The sequence below is a fragment of the Mesorhizobium waimense genome (assembly GCF_003601975.1).
GTDB lineage: Bacteria > Pseudomonadota > Alphaproteobacteria > Rhizobiales > Rhizobiaceae > Mesorhizobium > Mesorhizobium waimense.
Window position 1 is genome coordinate 22,010 of the sequence record NZ_QZWZ01000002.1, and the last position, 18,985, is coordinate 40,994.

Consider the following 18,985-nt stretch of genomic DNA (forward strand, 5'->3'; position numbering starts at 1 on the left):
CTCGTGGCGTGACATCAACAGGGAGGAAGATATGAAAGCATTGGTTCTGAAGATAAATCGATTTACTCTTGCCTTCGGCGTGGCTTTGGCGATTTCGGCCATCGGCGCCGCCAAGGCCGAGGACGGCGAATACGGCGTGCTGATGAAGACGCTGGCCAATCCGTTCTGGGGCGCGATGGGCCAGGGCGTCGAGGACGGCGCCAAGGAAGCCGGCGTGAAGTATTTCCAGCAGGCTGCCGAAAGCGATCAGGCTGCCGAGCCGCAGCTCAACCTCTGCAACACCATGCTCGAGCGCAAGCCGGTGGCAATGATCACCGCCGCCATCAACTCCACCAATCTGCTGCCCTGCCTGAAGGCGGCGCAGAGTGCCGGCATCAAGGTCGTCGACCTCGACGGCAATCTCGATCCGGCGGTGCTCGACAAGGAAGGCATCAAGATCACCTTCCGCATCGGCTCCGACAATGTCGCGGCCGGCGGGCAGGGGGCCGAATACCTTGTCTCCAAGCTCGGCAAGGACGCCAAGGGCCCGGTACTGGTGATCGAAGGCCTGTCGGGCAACATCACCGGAGAGAAGCGCGCCAAGGGCTTTGCCGACAAGCTGAAGGAACTGGCGCCGGGGCTGGAAGTCGTCGCTTCACTCCCCGGCGACTGGGATCGCGGCAAGGCCGCGTCGATCGCAACCGACACGCTGACCGCGCATCCGGATCTCGTCGCCATCTTCTGCGCCAATGACGGCATGGCGCTGGGCGCGGTGGAATCGGTCTACGCCGCTGGCAAGGGCGAGCAGGTGACGATCATCGGCGTCGACGGCAATTCGGATGCCGTGAAGTCGATCAAGGAAGGCCGGCTCAACGCTTCCGTTGCGCAGTTGCCCTACCTGGTCGGCAAGCAGGCGGTCGAGAACGTCAAGAAGGCGATCGCCGGCGACAAGGTCGAGGAAAACATCGCCGTGCCGACTCTCGTGCTGACCAAGGATGTGCTCGACGCCGGCAAGGAGCCGATGCTGCAATATGTGAAATAGTCCTCCCGGACGGGCTGGCGCGGGTTTAGCCTGCGCCAGCCAACTTTTATCTCGCAAGCGAGGCAACATGGCTTCCGAAATGGCGCAGCCCGGCTTCTGGGCTCGGGTGCAGCGTGCATCCGTCGAACGGCTCCACATAAGGCTGGAGTCGCTGGTCGTGCTTCTGGCGCTGAGCGCGGCGATGGCGGTGCTGTCGCCCTTCTTCCTGTCACTCAGCAATTTCCTCAACATCCTTTTGGCGACCTCGACGATCGGCGTGCTGGCGATCGCCGCCACCTTCGTCATCGGCTCGGGTGGGCTCGACCTGTCGCTCGGCTCGGTCATGGGGCTGGCGGGCGTCGCCGGCGCCTTCGTCGCGGTCAATCTCGGCTGGCCTTCGGTGTTTGCGGTCGTTGCCTGCATCCTGGCTGGCGGGCTTGCCGGCTACATCAACGGGCAATTGGTCACCCGCGCCTTCGTGCCGGCCTTCATCGTCACGCTCGGCATGCTTGGCCTGGCGCGCGGCCTGGCGCTGGTTATCTCGCAGGGCAGGGCGATCTACGGCTTGCCCGCGGCCCTCGTCTATATCGGCCAGGGTCGGCCGTTCGGCATCCCGATGCCGGTGATTATCCTGGTGCTGACGGCGATCGTGGCGCATTGCGTGCTCGCCTATACGCGCTTCGGCCGTCACACGCTGGCGCTTGGCGACAGCGAGGGCGCGGCGCGCGCCGCCGGCATCCGCGTCGAACACCATCGCCGCATCATCTACACGCTGTCGGGTGCGCTCGCCGGTCTTGCCGGGCTGCTGTTCACCGCCCGCGTCAACGCCGGCGACCCGACCGCCGGCATCAATTACGAGCTGACCGCGATCACTGCGGCGATCATCGGCGGCACCAATCTGTTCGGCGGGCGCGCCTCGATCCTCGGCACGATGATCGGCGCGCTGATCATGGGCGTGCTGCAGAACGGGCTAACGCTGCTTGCCGTGCAGTCCTATTACCAGCAGATGGCGATCGGTGCCGTGCTGATCCTTGCGGTGTTCATCGACCAGTATCAGGTCCGGAAGGAGTCGCGCGTATGACCCTTCTTTCGCTCCACGGTATTCGCAAAAGCTTCGGCGCGGTCGACGTGCTGCATGGTGTCGACCTTTCGGTCGCGGCGGGCGAGGTCGTCGGCCTCGTCGGCGATAATGGCGCCGGCAAGTCAACCCTGATGAAGACCATCACCGGCATCTACCGGGCCGATTCCGGGTCGATCGAATTCGATGGCAAGGACATCCTCGCGCTCGATCCCGGCCAGCGGCGCGAACTTGGCATCGAGATGATCTACCAGGACCTGTCTTTGGCCAAGCAGCAGGACGTGGCCGCCAACATCTTCCTCGGTCGCGAGCCGACGAAGAAGCTGTTCGGCCTGTTTCCGGGCATTGTCGACAAGGCCGAGATGGACCGCCAGGCGGCGAAAATGATCGAGCGGCTCGGCGCGCATCTGCCTTCGATCAACCGCTCGGTCGGCTCGTTCTCGGGCGGCCAGCAGCAGACGGTGGCGATCGCGCGCGCGCTGACCTTCAACCCGAAGCTGGTGATCATGGACGAGCCGACTGCAGCCCTTGCCGTGCGCGAGGTGCAGAGCGTGCTCGACCTGATCCGGCGGCTGCGGTCGGAAGGCATTGCCGTCATCTTGATCTCGCACCGGTTGAACGATGTGCTATCGGTTACCGACCGCATCGTGGTGCTGCGCCACGGCCGCGCCGATGCCGATCTGATCACCGCCAAGACCAGCATGAACGAAGTCGTCAGCCGCATCGTCGGCGGCGGCGATACCAGCGCCGCGGCGGCGCATGAACAACGAGGCTGACTGATGAATACTTTTGGACTGCATACCTTCGCCATCGCCCCGGTCTGGGATCTCGCCCGCATCGAGCCGCAGATGGACAGGCTGAAGGAATACGGCATCGGCCTGATGGAGATCCCGCTGCTGCGCCCCGAGGAGATCGACACCAAGCGCACGCGCGCCTTCGCCAATCATTACGGCGTCGAGCTGATCCCGTCGCTCGGCCTGCCGCGCGGGCTCGACGTTGTCGAGCGGCCGGACGAGGCGCTGGATTTCCTCGAACCTGCCTTCAAGGTCTGCAACGAGGTCGGCGCCGAAGCGCTCGGCGGCGTCACCTATGGCACGATCGGCAAGACCTCCGGGCGGGCGCCGACGCGCAAGGAAATCGACGGCATGTGCCGTTTCCTCGAACGGGCGGCGAAGGCGGCGAAGTCACGCGGCCTGAAGCTCGGCATCGAGCCCTGCAACCGCTATGAGACGCATCTGATCAATCGCGGCATCGATGCGACGCGGATCATCGAGCGCATCGGCGCGCCCAACATCTTCATCCACCTCGATACGTATCACATGCATATCGAGGAGGAGAGTTTTGCCGCCGGGTTCGAGGCGGCCGCACCCTTCCTCGGCTATGTGCATGTGTCGGAAGCCAATCGCGGCGTGCCGGGACGCGGCATGCTCAACTGGGCGGCCTGCATGAAGGCGATCGCCGATATCGGCTATGAAGGACCGATCACGCTGGAAAGCATGAACCATGTCGACGTCGACATCGCCGGCGGGCTCGCCGTGTGGCGGCCGGTGGCGGAAGACCCGCGCGACGTCATCGAGGTCGGCCTGCCGTTCCTGCGCGAGGAAGCGCGCAAGGCCGGGCTCACTCTCGGATAGAAACAGCCGCACCTCCTGTCCTTTCAACGGCGTCGGAATCGGCGCCGGTGGAAAACCATGCCGACTTGCTGTTCGGATTCCCTATCCGCTAGGTTAACAATCGACGACTTATTTTCATTTTACATTACCATTTCTGCATGAGAGACCAGACCGATGCGGTCGAAAACCCTGCTGGAGGCTGGGTGGCTGCTGAGGGAGGAAAGCCATGAAACGCATGCTTCTGGCCGCGGTGGCGGCAATAGCGCTCAGCGGAACCGCTGGTGCGGAGACGATCAAGGTCGGCGTGGTCGGGCCGTTCTCCGGTCCCTTCGCCATCCAGGGCAAGAATTTCAAGGCCGGCATCGACGCCTGGATGGCGTTGAACGGCGCGAAGGTCGGCGAAAATGACGTCGAAATCGTCTATCGCGACCTTCCGGCAGCCAACCCCGCACAGGCCAAAGCACTTGCCCAGGATCTGGTCGTCAAGGAGAGCGTCCAGTATCTCGCCGGGTTCTATTTCACCCCCGATGCCATGGCCGTCACGCCGCTTCTCGAGCAGGCGAACGTGCCGATGGTGATCATGAACGCGGCGACGTCGGCGATCGTGACCAAGAGCCCGCTCGTCGTGCGCACCTCGTTCACGCTCTGGCAGACTTCGGTGCCCATGGCAAAGGTGGCGACCGCGCGCGGCATCAAGAAGGTCATCACCGTCGTCAGCGACTATGGACCCGGCGTCGATGCCGAGACGGCCTTCGCCACCACCTTCAAGGCGGATGGCGGCGAGATCGTCGAATCGGTCCGCATGCCCCTTTCGACCACCGATTTCAGTCCGATCATGCAGCGGGTGAAGGATTCCGGCGCCGAGGCGGTGTTTGCCTTCCTGCCGTCCGGTCCGACCACCCTGGGCTTCCTGAAGTCCTACAACGAGAACGGCCTCAAGGGAGCCGGCATCCAGTTCCTGGCGCCTGGCGACCTGACGCAGGAATCCGATCTGCCGGCGCTGGGCGATACCGCTCTCGGCGTGACGACCACTTTCCATTATTCCGTCGCGCACGACTCGCCCGAGAACAAGAAGTTCGTCGAGGCGGCGCGTGCCGCAATCGGCAACCCGGCCGAGCTGTCCTTCCCGTCGGTCGGCGCCTATGACGGCATGCGGGTGATCTACAAGATGATCGAGGCAACCGGGGGCAAGCAGGATGCTGCCAAGGCCGTGGATGCGGTCAAGGGAATGGCCTGGGAGTCCCCGCGCGGACCTGTCTCGATCGATCCCGAAAGCCGCCACCTCACGCAGAACATCTATTTGCGGGAGGTCGCCAAGGCCGCGGACGGCACATACTACAACAAGGAAATCCAGACGTTCGCGAACATGGCCGATCCCGGTCTCGCCGCCGCCAAGTAACCTTGCCGAGGCGAGCCCCCAGCCGCCAGATCCATGTCCGCGGGCGGCCGTCCGCCGGCGAACCCTCGGAGTGAGACATGCAGAGCGTGCTCAGCATCGCGGTCGACGCCCTTGCCTACGGCATGGTGCTGTTCGTCATCTCGATCGGCCTGTCGATGACGATGGGTCTGATGCGGGTGGTGAATCTGGCGCACGGCGCCTTCGCGATGGTGGGCGGCTATCTTGCCTCCTATGCCGTGCGCGATCTTGGTGTGGGCTATGTCGCCGCTGTCGTGCTGGCGGTGGCCGGCACCGTCGTGATCGCGGCACCGATCGAGCGACTGCTCTACCGGCGCATCTACAATAAGCCGGAACTCATCCAGGTGCTCATGACGATCGGCATCACCTTCTGCGTCATCGGCATCGCGAACTATCTGTTCGGGCCGACGCTCAAGACCATCCCGTTGCCCGAGATGCTGAGCGGACCGGTCGATCTCGGCTTTCGTTCGATTGCCGCGCACAAGCTGTTCGCCATCGTGTGCGGCCTCGCCGTCGCCGCGGCCCTCTGGTATCTCGTCGAGAGGACGCCCTTCGGGGTGAAGCTGCGCGCCTCGGTGGACAATGCGCCGATGGCCGCCGCGCTCGGCGTCAGGACAAAATCCGTCTATGCGGCGAGCTTCGCGATCGCGGTCGGCCTCGCCGCGTTCGGCGGTATCGTCGGCGCCGAACTGCTGCCGATCGAGCCCTATTATGCGCTGCGCTACATGGTGACCTTCCTCGTCGTCGTCTCGGTCGGCGGAGCCGGTTCGATCGGTGGCGCCTTGCTTGCTTGCCTGGTGCTTGGCGCGGTCGACACGACGGGGCGTTATCTGGTGCCGGAATATGGCGAGTTCTTCTTCTACCTTGCGGTGATCGCCATCGTTTGCGCGTTTCCGCGCGGCCTTCTTGGAAGGGCCTGACGAATGGACGCCAATCATCCTGCGAACGTTGCCGCGCAAATCGCCAGACCGCGTTTCTCGGCTTCGGCTGACTGGATCGGCCTTGCGGCGATCTTTGCGTCGGCGGTCGTCGGCTATCTCTTGTTTCCCAACAATCTCGCGCTGCTCACGCGCGTCATCGGCATCGTCATGCTGGTGCTGTCGGTCGATCTCGTCACAGGCTTCTGCGGCGTGGCGACACTCGGTCATGCCGCACTGTTCGGTGCGGGGGCCTATGCCGCCGGCATCGCCGCCGCGCATTTCGGCATAACCGACCCGATCGCCATGATCGCGGCGGGCGCCGCCGGCGGCGCAGTCGCCGGTCTCATATCCGGCCTCGTCGTCCTGCGCGGCCACGGGCTCGGGCAACTCGTGCTTTCGATCGCCATCGTCAATCTTTTTCACGAGGCGGCCAACAAGGTCGCGAGTTGGACCGGTGGCAGCGACGGCTTGACGGATATTGCGCCAAGCCCGCTGTTCGGTGTTTTCGCATTCGATCTTTGGGGACGCACCGCCTATGTGCTGGGGATAGCGTTGCTGGTGATCGTCTTCTTCCTGCTGCAGCGTCTGTCGCGCTCCCCGTTTGGCATGCTCTGCCGCGGCATCCGGCAGGATCCGATCCGGGTTGCGGCGATGGGTGCGTCGGTCCGCAAGACGCTGCTCAAGATGTATATCATCTCAGGCATGGTCGCCGGCGTCGGCGGTGGCCTGAACGCAATCTCCACCCAGGTGGTGGGGCTCGACAGCCTGAGCTTTACCCTCTCGGCGCAGGCGCTAGTGATGCTGGTGCTGGGCGGAACCGGGTCGCTCTACGGCGCGATCATCGGCACGGTGGTCTTCATGCTGTTCGAGGATTTCGTTTCCGCCGCCAATCCGTTCCACTGGCTGACGATCATGGGCGCGCTGCTGGTCGGTGTCGTGCTGTTTGCGCCGCGCGGCATTTTTGGCACGGCCGCACAGCTGTTCGACCGGCGGAGGCGAAGATGAGCGCGGTTTTCGAGGTCGAGCGGCTGAGCAAGGCCTTCGGCGGGCTGGCGGTGACCCAGGCCGTCTCGCTGGCGATGGCGCCAGGCGACCGCGTGGCGCTGATCGGGCCCAACGGCGCCGGTAAGACCACGTTCGTCAATCTCGTCACCGGCCATCTGAAACCGGATTCAGGGGTCGTCCGCCTCGCCGGCGAGCAGCTCAACGGCATGAATCCTATGCAGCGCGTGCAACGCGGCCTGGTGCGATCCTTTCAGGTCACTCGCCTGTTTCCGGAAATGACTCCGCGGGAACATCTGGCGCTCGCCGTGCTGCAGCGCCAGGGCCGTACCGGCCGCCTGTTCGGAACGTTCTGGTCGATGCCGGAAGTCCTCGAGGAGATCGAGGTGCTGCTGCGCACGCTTGGCCTTGAGGCCGCCGCCGACCGCAAGGTGGCGGAGATCGCTTACGGGCAACAGCGGCTGCTGGAGATCGCCCTCGCGCTGGCATTGAGGCCGAAAGTGCTGCTGCTGGACGAGCCCGCGGCCGGTGTTCCGCAAAGCGAAACCCCGCGCATCGAGTCCGCACTCGCCGGGCTTCCCGCCGACCTGGCGGTGCTCATGATCGAACACGACATGGATCTCGTGTTCCGTTTTGCGAAGCGGGTCATTGTCCTGGCCGCCGGCACGATCATCTTCGACGGCGCGCCGGGCGACGTGACGAAGGATGCACGCGTGCGCGAGGCCTATCTCGGGAGCTATGCCGATGACCGCAGCGCCGCTTGAGATATCGGGGCTGACTGCCGGCTACGGCCAGACCCGCGTGCTCGAAGACGTGTCTTTCGTTGCGCCTGCGGGTGCTAGGCTGGCGGTGCTCGGACGAAACGGCGTCGGCAAGTCGACGCTGCTCGCCACGATCGCCGGCCAGACACGGTGTCATGCCGGAGAGATCAAGCTCGGGGGCGTCGACATTGTCGGCAGGGACAGCGCCTCGCGCGCCTGGCTGGGCCTCGGCTACGTGCCGCAGGAGCGCGACATATTCCCGTCGCTGACCGTCGAGGAGAACCTTCTTGTCGGGCTGAAGGATCGCCAGCGCTCGGCCGTGGAGGAGGCTTACGCCATGTTCCCCCGGCTGAAGGAGCGGCGGCGCAATCGCGGCAACCAGCTCTCGGGCGGCGAACAGCAGATGCTGACGACGGCCCGCACGATCCTCGGCCGTCCATCCGTCCTCATGCTTGACGAGCCGCTCGAGGGACTGGCCCCGGTGATCTGCGACGAACTCATGGCGGCGCTTATGCGGCTCGCTTCCGGCGGCGAAATGACCATCCTGCTCGTCGAGCAAAGGATCCGTGCCGCATTGGACTTCGCCGATCAGGTGCTCATCCTCGAGCGCGGCCGGATCGCCTGGACGGGGACGCCGGCGGCACTGCACGCCAGCCCGCAGACCGTCGAGAGACTGCTCGGCGTTGCCGCGATGCCGCATTCGGTCGCATAGAGCAATTCCACAAAAAGTGTGCAGCCGTTTTCCGTCCGCAATTGCGCAAAGACAAAGAGCAATTTCCAGAAGAGGGCAGGGCACTCGTGAACGTCAGGCGTGGTGGCTGGCCGCTTCGCGGATCGTCTGTAGCAGGATGGTGAGGGCCGGCGAGGGGGCGGTGTCTGTGCGCATCGTCAGCCCGACCGGGCCTTTGGTCTCTTCAGTGTTGACCGGCAAGGCGACGAAGGCGCCGCTGGCGATTTCGTTGGCGACGACACCTGCCGAGATGATCCAGACGGCATTGCTCTGGCGCATGAAGGAACGGCCGAAGGAATCCGAGACGGTCTCGATCTCGGTCGCCGGCGCCGTCATGCCATTGGTGATGAACAGGCGGTCGACGAAGGGGCGGATCACCGATTCCCGCGTCGGCATCAACACCGGGAATTCGTCGAGCCGCGCGAAGACATCCTGGCCAGGTTCCAGCAGCGGATGGCCGGCCCGCACCACGAACAACACCTGCTCGGAATAGAGATGCTCGAAGAAGAAGCCGGTCATGTTTTCCGGTGCCGCGAGCCGGCCGACGACGAGATCGAGCGCGCCGACGCGCAACTGCTCGAGCAGCACCGCGTTCTCGCCTGTGACGATCTTGATCGCGGCGCCCGTGTTCTCGCTCAGGAACAGGCTCATGGCGAGCGGCATCACCCGTGCCGACACGGTGGGCAGCGCGCCGATGCGGATCGGGTGGCGGTTGATGGCGCCGTCTTGCCGGACGGAATCGACGCCGCGCTTCAGCGCCGTGACCGCCGTGCCGGCATGGCCGAGGAAGATTTCGCCGAGCCGGGTCACCCTTATGCCGCGGCCGTCGCGCTCGACGACGGCGATGCCTAAAGCCTCTTCCAGTTCGCGCAATGTCTTGGTTACCGCCGGTGCGCTGACATGCAGGAAGTCGGCGGCGCGCGCCACGCTGCCTTGCCGCGCCACTTCGAGAAACGCCTGCAAATGTCGGAAGCGGATGCGGCTTTCGCCCATGGTTCGATAACCCCCAAGTTAATGAAATGCCGCAAAATATCATTTTACCGAACCAAACACCTAGTGCAAGGTAACAATGGAGGATCGAAATCGTGCCATTCGTCAGCATCGGCGGCGTCACGCTGCATCACCGCTACAGGCCGGCAGCTGGCAATGCGCGCCCGATCATATTCATCAATTCCCTGGGGACCGACTTCCGGATCTGGGATGAGGTTGTCTCGGCGCTTGATGGTGAAATGCCCACGCTCGTCTATGACAAGCGCGGTCACGGGCTCTCCGACATCGGCGGTATCAACTCGATCGACGATCATGTCGACGATCTCTGCGACCTCGTCGATCACTTCGGCCTTGGCAAGGTGGTGCTGTGCGGCCTGTCGGTCGGCGGTCTCATCGCGCAAGGGTTTTACGCGCGGCGCCCGGAAGGTGTCGAAGGCCTTATCCTGTCCGATACGGCGCACAAGATCGGCACGGCGGACAGCTGGAATACGCGCATCGCAACGGTCGAAAGCAAGGGCATCCAGGAGATTGCCGACGGGGTGCTCAAAATGTGGTTCACCCCCGCCTTCCACACGGCGCGTTCGGCCGAGCTTGACGGCTATTGGAACATGCTGACTAGGCAAGCGCTCGCCGGCTATGCCGGGACCTGCGCTGCCATTCGCGACGCGGATTTCACCGAGGCCGCGCGCCGCATCGCGGTGCCGACGCTCTGTATCGTCGGTGACCAGGACGGCTCGACGCCGCCCGCCCTGGTGCGCTCGCTGGCCGATCTTGTCCCCGGCGCGCGCTTCGAGGTGATCCGCGACGCCGGCCACATTCCCTGCGTCGAGCAGCCAGAGCTGCTGACCGCACTGATCCGCGACTTTGTCGCCTCGCTTGCCGATGGAAAGCAAATTCATGGATGAAGTGTCGAAGAATACAAATGCATTCCGCACCGGACTGTCGGTCAGGCGTTCGGTGCTCGGCGATCCGCATGTCGACCGCGCCGAGGACGCCGCCACCGATTTCGACCGGCCGTTCCAGCAGCTGATCACCGAGGCCGCCTGGGGAACCGTGTGGGCGCGTCCTGGCTGGTCGAAGCGCGAGCGCTCGATCGTGACGCTGGCGCTGCTGGCGGCACTCGGCCATGATGAGGAGGTGGCCATGCATGTGCGCGCCACCGCCAACACCGGCGCCTCGCGCGACGACATTTGCGAGGCGTTCCTGCATGTCGCGATCTATGCCGGCGTGCCGGCGGCCAATCGCGCCTTCAAGATCGCCAAGGAGGTGTTCTCGGAAATGGACGGAGGCAAGAGCGCCCATGCCTGAGCCCGGCTCGAACCGGATGCCGGAGACCGGTGCCTTCTTCCAGCGCGACCGGACATGGCACCCGCCGGTGCTGACGCCGGACTACAAGACCTCGGTGCTGCGCTCGCCGCAGAAGGCGCTGCTTGCCTTCGACAACACGGCGTCGGAACTCACCGGTCCGGTGTTCGGCCACGCCATGCTCGGCGAACTCGACAACGATCTGATCCACAATTTCGCCAGGCCCGGCGAGAGCGCCATCGGCGAGCGCATCATCGTCTATGGGCGGGTGCTTGACGAGCGCGGCAAGGGCGTGCCCGGCGCGCTGCTTGAATTCTGGCAGGCCAATTCAGGCGGCCGTTACCGACACAAGAAGGACGGCTACCTGGCGCCGCTCGATCCGAATTTCGGCGGCTGCGGCCGCACCATCACCGGCGAGGATGGCGGCTACGCCTTTCGCACCGTCAAGCCCGGACCGTACCCCTGGCCGAACGGGCCCAATGACTGGCGGCCTTCGCACATCCATTTCTCGATTTTTGGCCACGCCTTCGCGCAGCGGCTGATCACGCAGATGTATTTCGAGGGCGATCCGCTGATCTGGCATTGCCCGATCGTGCGCGGCATTCGCGACAAGCCTGCAATCGAGACGCTGATCGCCGTTTTGGACATGCAGGCGACGATCCCGATGGATGCGCGCGCCTACAAGTTCGACATCGTGTTGCGCGGCCGGCGCGCCTCGCTGTTCGAGAACCGGCCGGAGGGCAATTGATGACGCAGTCGCTCGACCGTCTCAAGGAAAGCCCCTCGCAGACCGCGGGCCCTTACGTGCATATCGGGCTGACGCCCAACTTCTGCGGCATCGGCGGGGTCTATCCGGCCGATCTCGGCGCTTCGATGGTCAACGACAAGACCAAGGGCGAGCGGATCGGGCTCGAGATTCGGGTGCTCGACGGCACCGGTACGCCGCTCAGGGATGCGCTGATCGAGATCTGGCAGGCCGATGCCAACGGGCTCTACAATTCGCCAGCCGAATTGCGCGGTGCTGCCGATCCGGATTTCCCGAGATGGGGCCGCTGCCCGAGCGACATGGAAACCGGGCTGTGCACCTTCCAGACTATCAAGCCCGGCCGCGTGCCGTTCCGCGACGGCCGGCTGATGGCGCCGCATGTCAGCCTGTGGATCGTGGCGCGCGGCATCAATATCGGCCTGCACACGCGGCTCTATTTTTCGGACGAGGCAAAGGCCAATGCAGAGGATCCGATCCTCGCCCGCATCGAACATCCCGTGCGCGTGCCGACGCTGATCGCCGAGCGTAAGGGCGACAGCTACATTTTCGATGTCCATCTGCAGGGCGAGAAGGAGACGGTCTTCTTCGACAGCTGACCGGCCGCGACATGACCGTATCGCCCTTCGACCATCCGCTGCTGTCCGGCCTTCTCGGTGACGACGAGGTGACGTGGCATTTTTCCGTGGAAGCGGAAATCGCCGCGATGCTCACCTTCGAGCGTGCGCTGGCGGAAGCCGAGGCCGAAAGCGGCGTCATCGCCAGCGATGCCGCAGCGGCGATCCTATCAGCATTGGCCTCATTCCGGCCCGACACGGCGAAGCTGCGCGCCGGCGTCGCCAGGGACGGTGTCGTGGTTCCCGAGCTGGTGCGCCAGATCAAGGCGGCGGTCGGCGAACCGCACAATGCCTTCGTCCATTTCGGCGCGACTAGCCAGGATGTCATCGACACCGCGCTGATGCTTCGGCTGAAACCGGTCGTCGAGCATCTCGGCCTGCTGTTGACCGAAAACATCGTACGGTTTGCTTCTCTCGAAGAGCAGTTCGGGGGCAGGACACTGATGGCGATGACGCGCATGCAGCCGGCGATCCCGATCCAGGTGTCGGACCGCGTCAGGGCATGGCAGGCGCCGCTGCAACGGCACCAGCAGCGATTGGCGGAACAGTCCGCGCGGCTGCTGGTGGTGCAGTTCGGCGGTGCGGCCGGCACGCTGGAGAAACTGGGCGACAAGGCCGGGGTTGTCCGCGCGGCGCTCGCCGCCAGGCTCGGCCTCGGTGACGCGCCGCAATGGCACAGCCAGCGCGATGCGCTCGCCGATTTCGCCGGCTGGCTGTCGCTGGTGACCGGCAGCCTCGGCAAGTTCGGGCAAGACATCGCGCTGATGGCGCAGGCCGGCACCGATATCGCGCTTTCGGGCGGTGGCGTCTCGTCGGCCATGCCGCACAAGCAGAACCCGGTGAAGGCCGAGGCGCTGGTGGCGCTGGGCCGCTTCAACGCCACGCAGCTTGCCGGCATGCACCAGGCGCTGGTGCATGAACAGGAGCGATCAGGTGCTGCCTGGACGCTGGAATGGCTGCTGCTGCCGCAGATGGTGGTCGCGACCGCCGCCGCCTTGCGGCTCGCCGCCGAACTCGCTGGGCGGATCGAAAGTCTCGGACACTGATGCGCACACAGGTTTTGATTGTCGGGTCGGGGCCGTCCGGCCTGCTGCTCGGCCAGCTTCTGGCCACCATCGGCGTCGAGGCGATCATCCTCGAGCGCTCAAGTCGCGAACATGTGCTGGGCCGCGTCCGTGCCGGCGTGCTCGAGCAGGGCACCGTCGAATTGCTTGAGGGGGCGGGTGCTGCCGCCCGGCTGCACGCCGAGGGACTGCCTCATTGCGGCATCTCGCTCGCCTTCGACGGACGCCTGCACCGCATCGATCTGGCCGCACTCACCGGCGGCAAGCATGTCACCGTCTACGGCCAGACCGAAGTGACGCATGATCTGATGGATAAGCGCGAGGCTGCGGGGCTCGTCACTGTGTATGAGGCCGCGAATGTCGCGCTCCACGATTTCGGCGGCGAGGCGCCTTTCGTCACTTATGACAAGGATGGCGCCAGCCACCACATCGACTGCGACTTCATCGCCGGCTGTGATGGCTATCACGGCGTGAGCCGCAAATCGGTGCCCGCAAATGCGCTAAAAACCTTCGAGCGGCAGTACCCGTTCGGCTGGCTGGGCGTGCTGGCGGAAGTGCCCCCGGCCGACCACGAACTGGTCTATGCCAACCATGAGCGGGGTTTTGCGCTGTGCTCGATGCGATCGACGCATCGCAGCCGCTACTATGTGCAATGCCCGCTGGACGACCGTGTCGAGACATGGTCAGACGATCGCTTCTGGGACGAGTTGCGCCGGCGCCTGCCGCCGCAGACTGCGGCCGCCGTCGTCACCGGACCGTCGTTCGAAAAGTCGATTGCGCCGCTGCGCTCCTTCGTCGCCGAGCCGATGCGCTTTGGCCGGCTGTTCCTGGTCGGCGACGCCGCCCACATCGTGCCGCCGACCGGAGCCAAGGGGCTCAACCTTGCTGCGAGCGACGTGCGCTATCTCTTTGCCGGGCTTCGCGAATTCTATCAGGAGAAGTCGCAGGCCGGGCTCGACGCTTATTCCGGAAAAGCGCTGGCGCGGGTCTGGAAAGCGGTGCGTTTTTCCTGGTGGATGACGACCATGCTGCACCGCTTTCCCGACACCGGTGAATTCGGCCAGCGCATCCAGGAGGCCGAACTCGACTATCTCGTGCATTCGCAGGCGGCTTCGACTGCGTTGGCGGAGAATTATGTCGGCTTGCCTTATTGACCGGTAGGAACCGTCACACCCGTTCCAGCGCGATCGCAATACCCTGGCCGACGCCGATGCACATGGTGGCCAAAGCGTAACGGCCGCCGCGTTCGCGAAGCTCCAGCGCGGCCGTGCCGGTGATGCGGGCGCCGGACATGCCGAGCGGATGGCCGAGCGCGATGGCGCCGCCATTCGGGTTGATGTGCTCCGCGTCCTCGGCGATGCCGAGTTGGCGGAGCACTGCGATGCCCTGGGAAGCAAAAGCTTCGTTGAGTTCCACGACGTCGAACTGCTGCGGCGTCAGGCCAAGGCGGGCGCAGAGCTTCTGTGTTGCCGGGGCAGGGCCAATGCCCATGATGCGCGGCGCCACACCGGCGGCGGCGCCGCCAAGGATGCGGGCGATCGGCGTCAGGCCGTATTTTTTCGCAGCCGCTTCCGAAGCAATGATGAGGGCCGCCGCACCATCATTGACGCCTGAGGCGTTGCCGGCGGTTACCGTGCCACCCTGCCGGAAGGGCGTCGGCAGTTTGGCCAGCGCTTCGATCGTGGTGCCGGTGCGGGGATGTTCATCCTTATCGACAACGACCGAATCGCCCTTGCGCTGCGGGATCGTCACCGGGGTGATTTCCTTCGCCAGCCGGCCATTGGCTTGAGCGGTGACCGCCTTGTCCTGGCTACGCACGGCGAAAGCATCCTGATCGGCGCGCGAGACGGAGAAATCCTCGGCAACGTTCTCGCCAGTCTCCGGCATGGAATCGACGCCGTATTGCTTCTTCATCAGCGGGTTGACGAAGCGCCAGCCGATAGTGGTGTCATGGATCTCGGCGTTGCGCGAAAAGGCGGTTTCGGACTTGGGCATGACGAAGGGCGCGCGGCTCATTGATTCGACACCGCCGGCAAGCATCAGCTCGGCCTCGCCGGCCTTGATGGCGCGCGCAGCGATGGTGACGGCGTCCATGCCGGAGCCGCAGAGACGATTGACGGTCGAGCCTGGAATGTCCTGGGGCAGGCCGGCGAGCAGCAGCGCCATGCGCGCCACGTTGCGGTTGTCTTCGCCAGCCTGGTTGGCGCAGCCATAGACGACGTCGTCGATCGCCTGCCAGTCGACACCGGCATTGCGCTCGACCAGAGCCTTCAAGGGGATGGCGCCGAGATCATCGGCGCGCACCGAGGACAGCGAACCGCCGAAGCGGCCGATCGGCGTGCGGATGTAGTCGCAGATGAAGGCCTCGGCCATCTAAGCAGCTTTCTCTTTCGCGGTTCCCTCATGCGCGGCCTTGGTGCGGGCCTGCAGGTCGCGCAGTGTCTTCAGTTCGAGTTCGCTGGGGGCCGGCGTTTCGTCAAGCGCCTCGGCAAACTTTACGACCCAGCCACAGGTCGCCTGCACCTCCTCGCGGCTGACGCCGGGATGCAAGGACACGACCGTGAATTCCCTGGTCACGGGGTCAGGCTTCCAGATGGCGAGATCGGTGATCAGCAATGTCGGGCCTGCCGTATCGATGCCGAGGCGCTGGCGGTGATCGCCGCCGTCGCCATGACCGAAGGAGGTGAAGAAATCGATCTTTTCGACCATGCCGCGCTTGGTCTGCGCCATGGTGATGTAGATCTCTCTCGACGAGGTGGCGATCTCCGGCGCACCGCCGCCGCCGGGGAGGCGGGTCTTAGGGTGGGCATAGTCGCCGATGACGGTGGTGTTGATGTTGCCGAATTTGTCGAGCTGGGCCGCACCGAGGAAGCCGATCGAGATGCGGCCGCCCTGCAGCCAGTAGCGGAACATCTCCGGCACCGCGACGGTGGTGACCGCCGTTTCGCAGAGTTCACCGTCACCGATCGACAGCGGCAGCACGTCGGGCGCGGTGCCGATGGTGCCGCTTTCGTAGATCAACGTGATATCTGGCGCATGCGTCAGCCGCGCGACGTTGCAGGCGGCCGACGGCGCGCCGATGCCGACGAAGCAGACGTCGTCGTTCTTCAGCGCACGGCTGGCGGCGATCGTCATCATCTCGTTGGGGGTGAAGCCAAGGTCGCTCATGCAGCTTTCCTCAGATGCTCTACACGGGCAGCAAAGTCATCCGCCGTGCTTTCGATGACGTTTGCCTGCATCCAGGCCTGGAAGCGGTCGCGGTCGGCGGCGATCTCGTCCCATTCGAGATAGGCGGCGTTGTCGCGGACATAATAGCCATGCGCGTAGGACGGATGCGAGCCGCCCGGAACGACCGATATGGCGGAGATCGTCCAATTCGGCAGCACCGTCAAATTGGGATGGAGATCAGCGAAGCTGTCGACCACTTCCTCCACCGTCACGACCGCGCGCTTTGCGGCGAGCACCGCTTCCTTCTGGATGCCGATGATGCCTTCGACCAGCACATTGCCTTTGCGGTCAGCCTTCTGCGCATGGATGAAGCTGACGTCGGGACGGATGGCCGGAACGGCGGCGAGCACCTCTCCGGTAAACGGGCAGGTCACCGATCGGATGTTCGGGTTGACCGACGCCAAACCGGCGCCGCGATAGCCGCGGAAGACGGCGCAGGGCAGGCCGGCGGCACCTGCCTCGTAAGCGTTGGCCATGCCGGCGTGGCTATGCTCCTCGATCTCGATCGATCGGGGAAAGCCGTTCTCGATAGCGTCGCGGGCGCGCCTGAGCAGGCCGACGCCGGGATTGCCGACATAGGAGAAGATGATCTTCTTCGCCATGCCCATGCCGATCATCTGGTCGTAGATCAGGTCGGGGGTCATGCGGATCAGGGTCAGGTCGCGAAAACCCTGGCGGATCGCCTCATGCGCCGCAGCCGTCGGGATCAGATGGGTAAAGCCTTCGAAGGCGACCGCGTCGCCGTCATGAAGGTTCTCGGCCACGGCCTCTTTGAGCGGCAGAAACTTGACCATCGCAGGAACTCCGGGCTCATAAAAGTTCGTATTGCGAACACATGTTTTATATGAGATACTTTTACCTTGAGCGTTGGCTGGGAGTCAATCCTGGCGGCATCGCCATTTCAGGGAACTAGATGGACGACGACAGCATTTCGCGGGATCACGTCGGCTCGCTCGGACGCGGGCTGGCGGTCATGGAAATCCTGGCCCGGCATCCCGCCGGCATGACGCTGACCGAAATGGCGGAGGAGGCGGGGTTGACCCGCGCCGGTGCTCGCCGCTTCCTGCTGACGCTGACCGCGAGCGGCTATGCGACACAATCCGGCCGGTTGTTTTCGCTGTCTCCGCGGCTGCTGACCGTCGCCCGCACCTGGCTCGGCGGCGCGTCGCTGTGGACCTTCGCGGCACCCATCATGCGCGAGGTGGCGGGGCAGTTCGACGAGGCCTGCAACGCGGCGGTGCTGTCGGGCGAGGATGTGGTCTATGTCGCCCGCATTCCCGGCCGCCGCATCCTCAGCGTGTCGCTCGATGTTGGTACAAGGCTACCGGCATATTGCACCTCGATGGGGCGCGTGCTGCTTTCCGGGCTGGGCACGAACGAACTGAAGTCCTTCCTTGCCGAAGCAAAGATCGAGCGGCGGACGCCGAAGACGATCACCAGTCGTGGCGCACTGGGCAAAGCGATCGACGCGGCAAGGGCGGATGACTTCGCCATCGTCGATGAGGAACTGGAACTCGGCCTGCGCTCGATCGCCGTGCCGATCTGCGACCGCACCGGGAAAACTGTGGCAGCCATCAATGTCTCGACCCAGTCGGCCCGTTTCTCCGTCGAGGCGATGGAGCGTGAGATCCTGCCCGCGCTGCTTCGCGCTAAACAGCGCATCGAGGAGTTCTTTTTCGTCTGAAGAAAACGTGGATCGATGGCGATTGACGAGGTGGTCAAAATCCAATATTGAACAGGATTATACAGGTTCACTGAACAGGTACCCATATGAAGCGGCGCGCGGTTCAACTGTCTCCCGGCACGGGCAAGCCCGAGCAGATCGCCACCGTTCTGGAGCACGAAATCCGCTCCGGCGTGCTCGGCTTCGGCGACCGCCTGCAAAGCGAGAATGAGCTCGTCCAGCGCTTTTCCGTCAGTCGCAACACCGTCCGCAAAGGCCTCGAGGAACTGTCGAGCCGCGGGCTGATCACCACCAAGGTTGGCATCGGCTCCTTCGTCACCTTCGACGGCAAGCCGGTCGACGACGCCATCGGCTGGTCGCGAGCGCTGGCAAATGCCGGCGCCAATGCCGAAACGCGAACACTGCGGCTGGAGGTGATCGAGGACGCCGATCTTGCGGCGCTGCTCGGCATTGAGAGCCCATTCTTCATCGCTGTCGACCGGGTGCGCACCAACGCCAGCGACGGCCATGCGATCTCCATCGAGCGCAGCCGCCTGCCATTGTCACCCGAGCTTGAGGACGTGCCGCTGCGCGGCCTGCGCGAAGGCTCGCTGCACCAGACGCTGCGCAGCGCCGGCCTCATTCCCGACCATGGTGAAGAATGGGTCGGGATCGAGATGCTCAATGCCGAGGACGCCGCCATCCTCGGTTGTCCGCAAGGCACGCCTTTTCTGCGCGGACGACGGCTAGCGCGTGCCGCCGACGACCGGCCGATCGAATATGTCACCAGTCTGCTCAACCCGGCGCACTTCGCGCTGCATATGCGGTTCTGAG

At 64.6% G+C, this 18,985-nt stretch carries 21 protein-coding genes; 17 read left to right on the forward strand and 4 right to left on the reverse strand.

The annotated features are described in order from the left end of the window. Nucleotides 1–31: 31 nt before the first annotated feature. The 9 genes from D3227_RS02715 (at nt 32) to D3227_RS02755 (ending at nt 8,503) form a co-directional block, all read left to right on the forward strand. On the forward strand, nt 32–1,021 hold the full coding sequence (locus D3227_RS02715) for a sugar ABC transporter substrate-binding protein (RefSeq protein ID WP_120012291.1): 990 nt from the start codon (nt 32–34) through the stop codon (nt 1,019–1,021). Nucleotides 1,022–1,088: 67 nt separating this feature from the next. Further along, entirely contained in the window at nt 1,089–2,081 is a 993-nt protein-coding gene (locus tag D3227_RS02720) for an ABC transporter permease (protein WP_120012293.1), read from the forward strand. Next, complete coding sequence (locus D3227_RS02725; RefSeq protein ID WP_120012295.1) at nt 2,078–2,854, forward strand: ATP-binding cassette domain-containing protein; 777 nt, start codon at nt 2,078–2,080, stop codon at nt 2,852–2,854. Before D3227_RS02720 ends, D3227_RS02725 begins: the two co-directional genes overlap by 4 nt. Nucleotides 2,855–2,857: 3 nt before the next feature. Next, nucleotides 2,858–3,712 carry a sugar phosphate isomerase/epimerase family protein gene (locus D3227_RS02730; RefSeq protein ID WP_120012297.1) on the forward strand — a complete coding sequence of 285 codons (855 nt, stop codon included), beginning with the start codon at nt 2,858–2,860 and terminating at the stop codon, nt 3,710–3,712. A 205-nt stretch (nt 3,713–3,917) separates the two neighbouring features. Then, complete coding sequence (locus D3227_RS02735) at nt 3,918–5,090, forward strand: ABC transporter substrate-binding protein (RefSeq protein WP_120012299.1); 1,173 nt, start codon at nt 3,918–3,920, stop codon at nt 5,088–5,090. Nucleotides 5,091–5,167: 77 nt separating this feature from the next. Then, nucleotides 5,168–6,028 carry a branched-chain amino acid ABC transporter permease gene (locus D3227_RS02740; protein WP_120012301.1) on the forward strand — a complete coding sequence of 287 codons (861 nt, stop codon included), beginning with the start codon at nt 5,168–5,170 and terminating at the stop codon, nt 6,026–6,028. Between the two features lie 3 nt (nt 6,029–6,031). After that, nucleotides 6,032–7,033, forward strand: a complete 1,002-nt coding sequence (locus tag D3227_RS02745; RefSeq protein WP_120012303.1) for a branched-chain amino acid ABC transporter permease — start codon at nt 6,032–6,034, stop codon at nt 7,031–7,033. Beyond that, a complete protein-coding gene (locus D3227_RS02750) occupies nt 7,030–7,794 on the forward strand; it encodes an ABC transporter ATP-binding protein (protein ID WP_120012305.1) in 765 nt (254 codons plus the stop codon). The genes D3227_RS02745 and D3227_RS02750 overlap by 4 nt, the downstream gene beginning before the upstream one ends. Beyond that, on the forward strand, nt 7,775–8,503 hold the full coding sequence (locus D3227_RS02755) for an ABC transporter ATP-binding protein (protein WP_120013021.1): 729 nt from the start codon (nt 7,775–7,777) through the stop codon (nt 8,501–8,503). Before D3227_RS02750 ends, D3227_RS02755 begins: the two co-directional genes overlap by 20 nt. A gap of 93 nt (nt 8,504–8,596) precedes the next feature. Here D3227_RS02755 and pcaQ read toward each other — a convergent pair whose 3' ends face one another. Further along, nucleotides 8,597–9,514, reverse strand: coding sequence for a pca operon transcription factor PcaQ (pcaQ, locus tag D3227_RS02760; RefSeq protein WP_120012307.1), 918 nt, complete (start codon nt 9,512–9,514; stop codon nt 8,597–8,599). Nucleotides 9,515–9,606: 92 nt separating this feature from the next. Between pcaQ and pcaD the strand changes: the two genes are divergently transcribed. From pcaD to pobA, 6 genes are read left to right on the forward strand one after another with little or no spacing between them, the layout of a single operon-like run. Continuing rightward, entirely contained in the window at nt 9,607–10,416 is an 810-nt protein-coding gene (pcaD, locus tag D3227_RS02765; protein WP_120012309.1) for a 3-oxoadipate enol-lactonase, read from the forward strand. Further along, complete coding sequence (pcaC, locus tag D3227_RS02770; protein ID WP_120012311.1) at nt 10,409–10,819, forward strand: 4-carboxymuconolactone decarboxylase; 411 nt, start codon at nt 10,409–10,411, stop codon at nt 10,817–10,819. The genes pcaD and pcaC overlap by 8 nt, the downstream gene beginning before the upstream one ends. Beyond that, entirely contained in the window at nt 10,812–11,564 is a 753-nt protein-coding gene (pcaH, locus tag D3227_RS02775; protein WP_120012313.1) for a protocatechuate 3,4-dioxygenase subunit beta, read from the forward strand. The genes pcaC and pcaH overlap by 8 nt, the downstream gene beginning before the upstream one ends. Further along, the gene (gene pcaG, locus D3227_RS02780) at nt 11,564–12,178 is read left to right on the forward strand and encodes a protocatechuate 3,4-dioxygenase subunit alpha (RefSeq protein WP_120012315.1); all 615 of its coding nucleotides are present in this window, start codon (nt 11,564–11,566) and stop codon (nt 12,176–12,178) included. Before pcaH ends, pcaG begins: the two co-directional genes overlap by 1 nt. 11 nt (nt 12,179–12,189) lie before the next feature. Then, nucleotides 12,190–13,242 (forward strand): 3-carboxy-cis,cis-muconate cycloisomerase, encoded by a 1,053-nt coding sequence (locus D3227_RS02785; RefSeq protein WP_120012317.1) that lies wholly within the window; start codon nt 12,190–12,192, stop codon nt 13,240–13,242. Next, a complete protein-coding gene (gene pobA / locus D3227_RS02790; protein ID WP_120012319.1) occupies nt 13,242–14,414 on the forward strand; it encodes a 4-hydroxybenzoate 3-monooxygenase in 1,173 nt (390 codons plus the stop codon). Before D3227_RS02785 ends, pobA begins: the two co-directional genes overlap by 1 nt. Before the next feature lie 13 nt (nt 14,415–14,427). Here pobA and pcaF read toward each other — a convergent pair whose 3' ends face one another. The 3 genes from pcaF to D3227_RS02805 are packed head-to-tail and all read right to left on the reverse strand — an operon-like array spanning nt 14,428 to nt 17,282. After that, on the reverse strand, nt 14,428–15,633 hold the full coding sequence (gene pcaF, locus D3227_RS02795) for a 3-oxoadipyl-CoA thiolase (protein WP_120012321.1): 1,206 nt from the start codon (nt 15,631–15,633) through the stop codon (nt 14,428–14,430). Next, nucleotides 15,634–16,428, reverse strand: coding sequence for a CoA-transferase subunit beta (locus D3227_RS02800; RefSeq protein ID WP_120012323.1), 795 nt, complete (start codon nt 16,426–16,428; stop codon nt 15,634–15,636). After that, nucleotides 16,425–17,282, reverse strand: a complete 858-nt coding sequence (locus tag D3227_RS02805; RefSeq protein ID WP_120012325.1) for a CoA transferase subunit A — start codon at nt 17,280–17,282, stop codon at nt 16,425–16,427. Before D3227_RS02805 ends, D3227_RS02800 begins: the two co-directional genes overlap by 4 nt. 119 nt (nt 17,283–17,401) lie before the next feature. Here D3227_RS02805 and D3227_RS02810 point away from each other — a divergent pair, with 119 nt between their 5' ends. Further along, nucleotides 17,402–18,172, forward strand: coding sequence for an IclR family transcriptional regulator domain-containing protein (locus D3227_RS02810; protein ID WP_120012327.1), 771 nt, complete (start codon nt 17,402–17,404; stop codon nt 18,170–18,172). 86 nt (nt 18,173–18,258) lie between these two features. Continuing rightward, nucleotides 18,259–18,984, forward strand: a complete 726-nt coding sequence (locus tag D3227_RS02815; RefSeq protein WP_120012329.1) for a GntR family transcriptional regulator — start codon at nt 18,259–18,261, stop codon at nt 18,982–18,984. Nucleotide 18,985 lies beyond the last annotated feature (1 nt).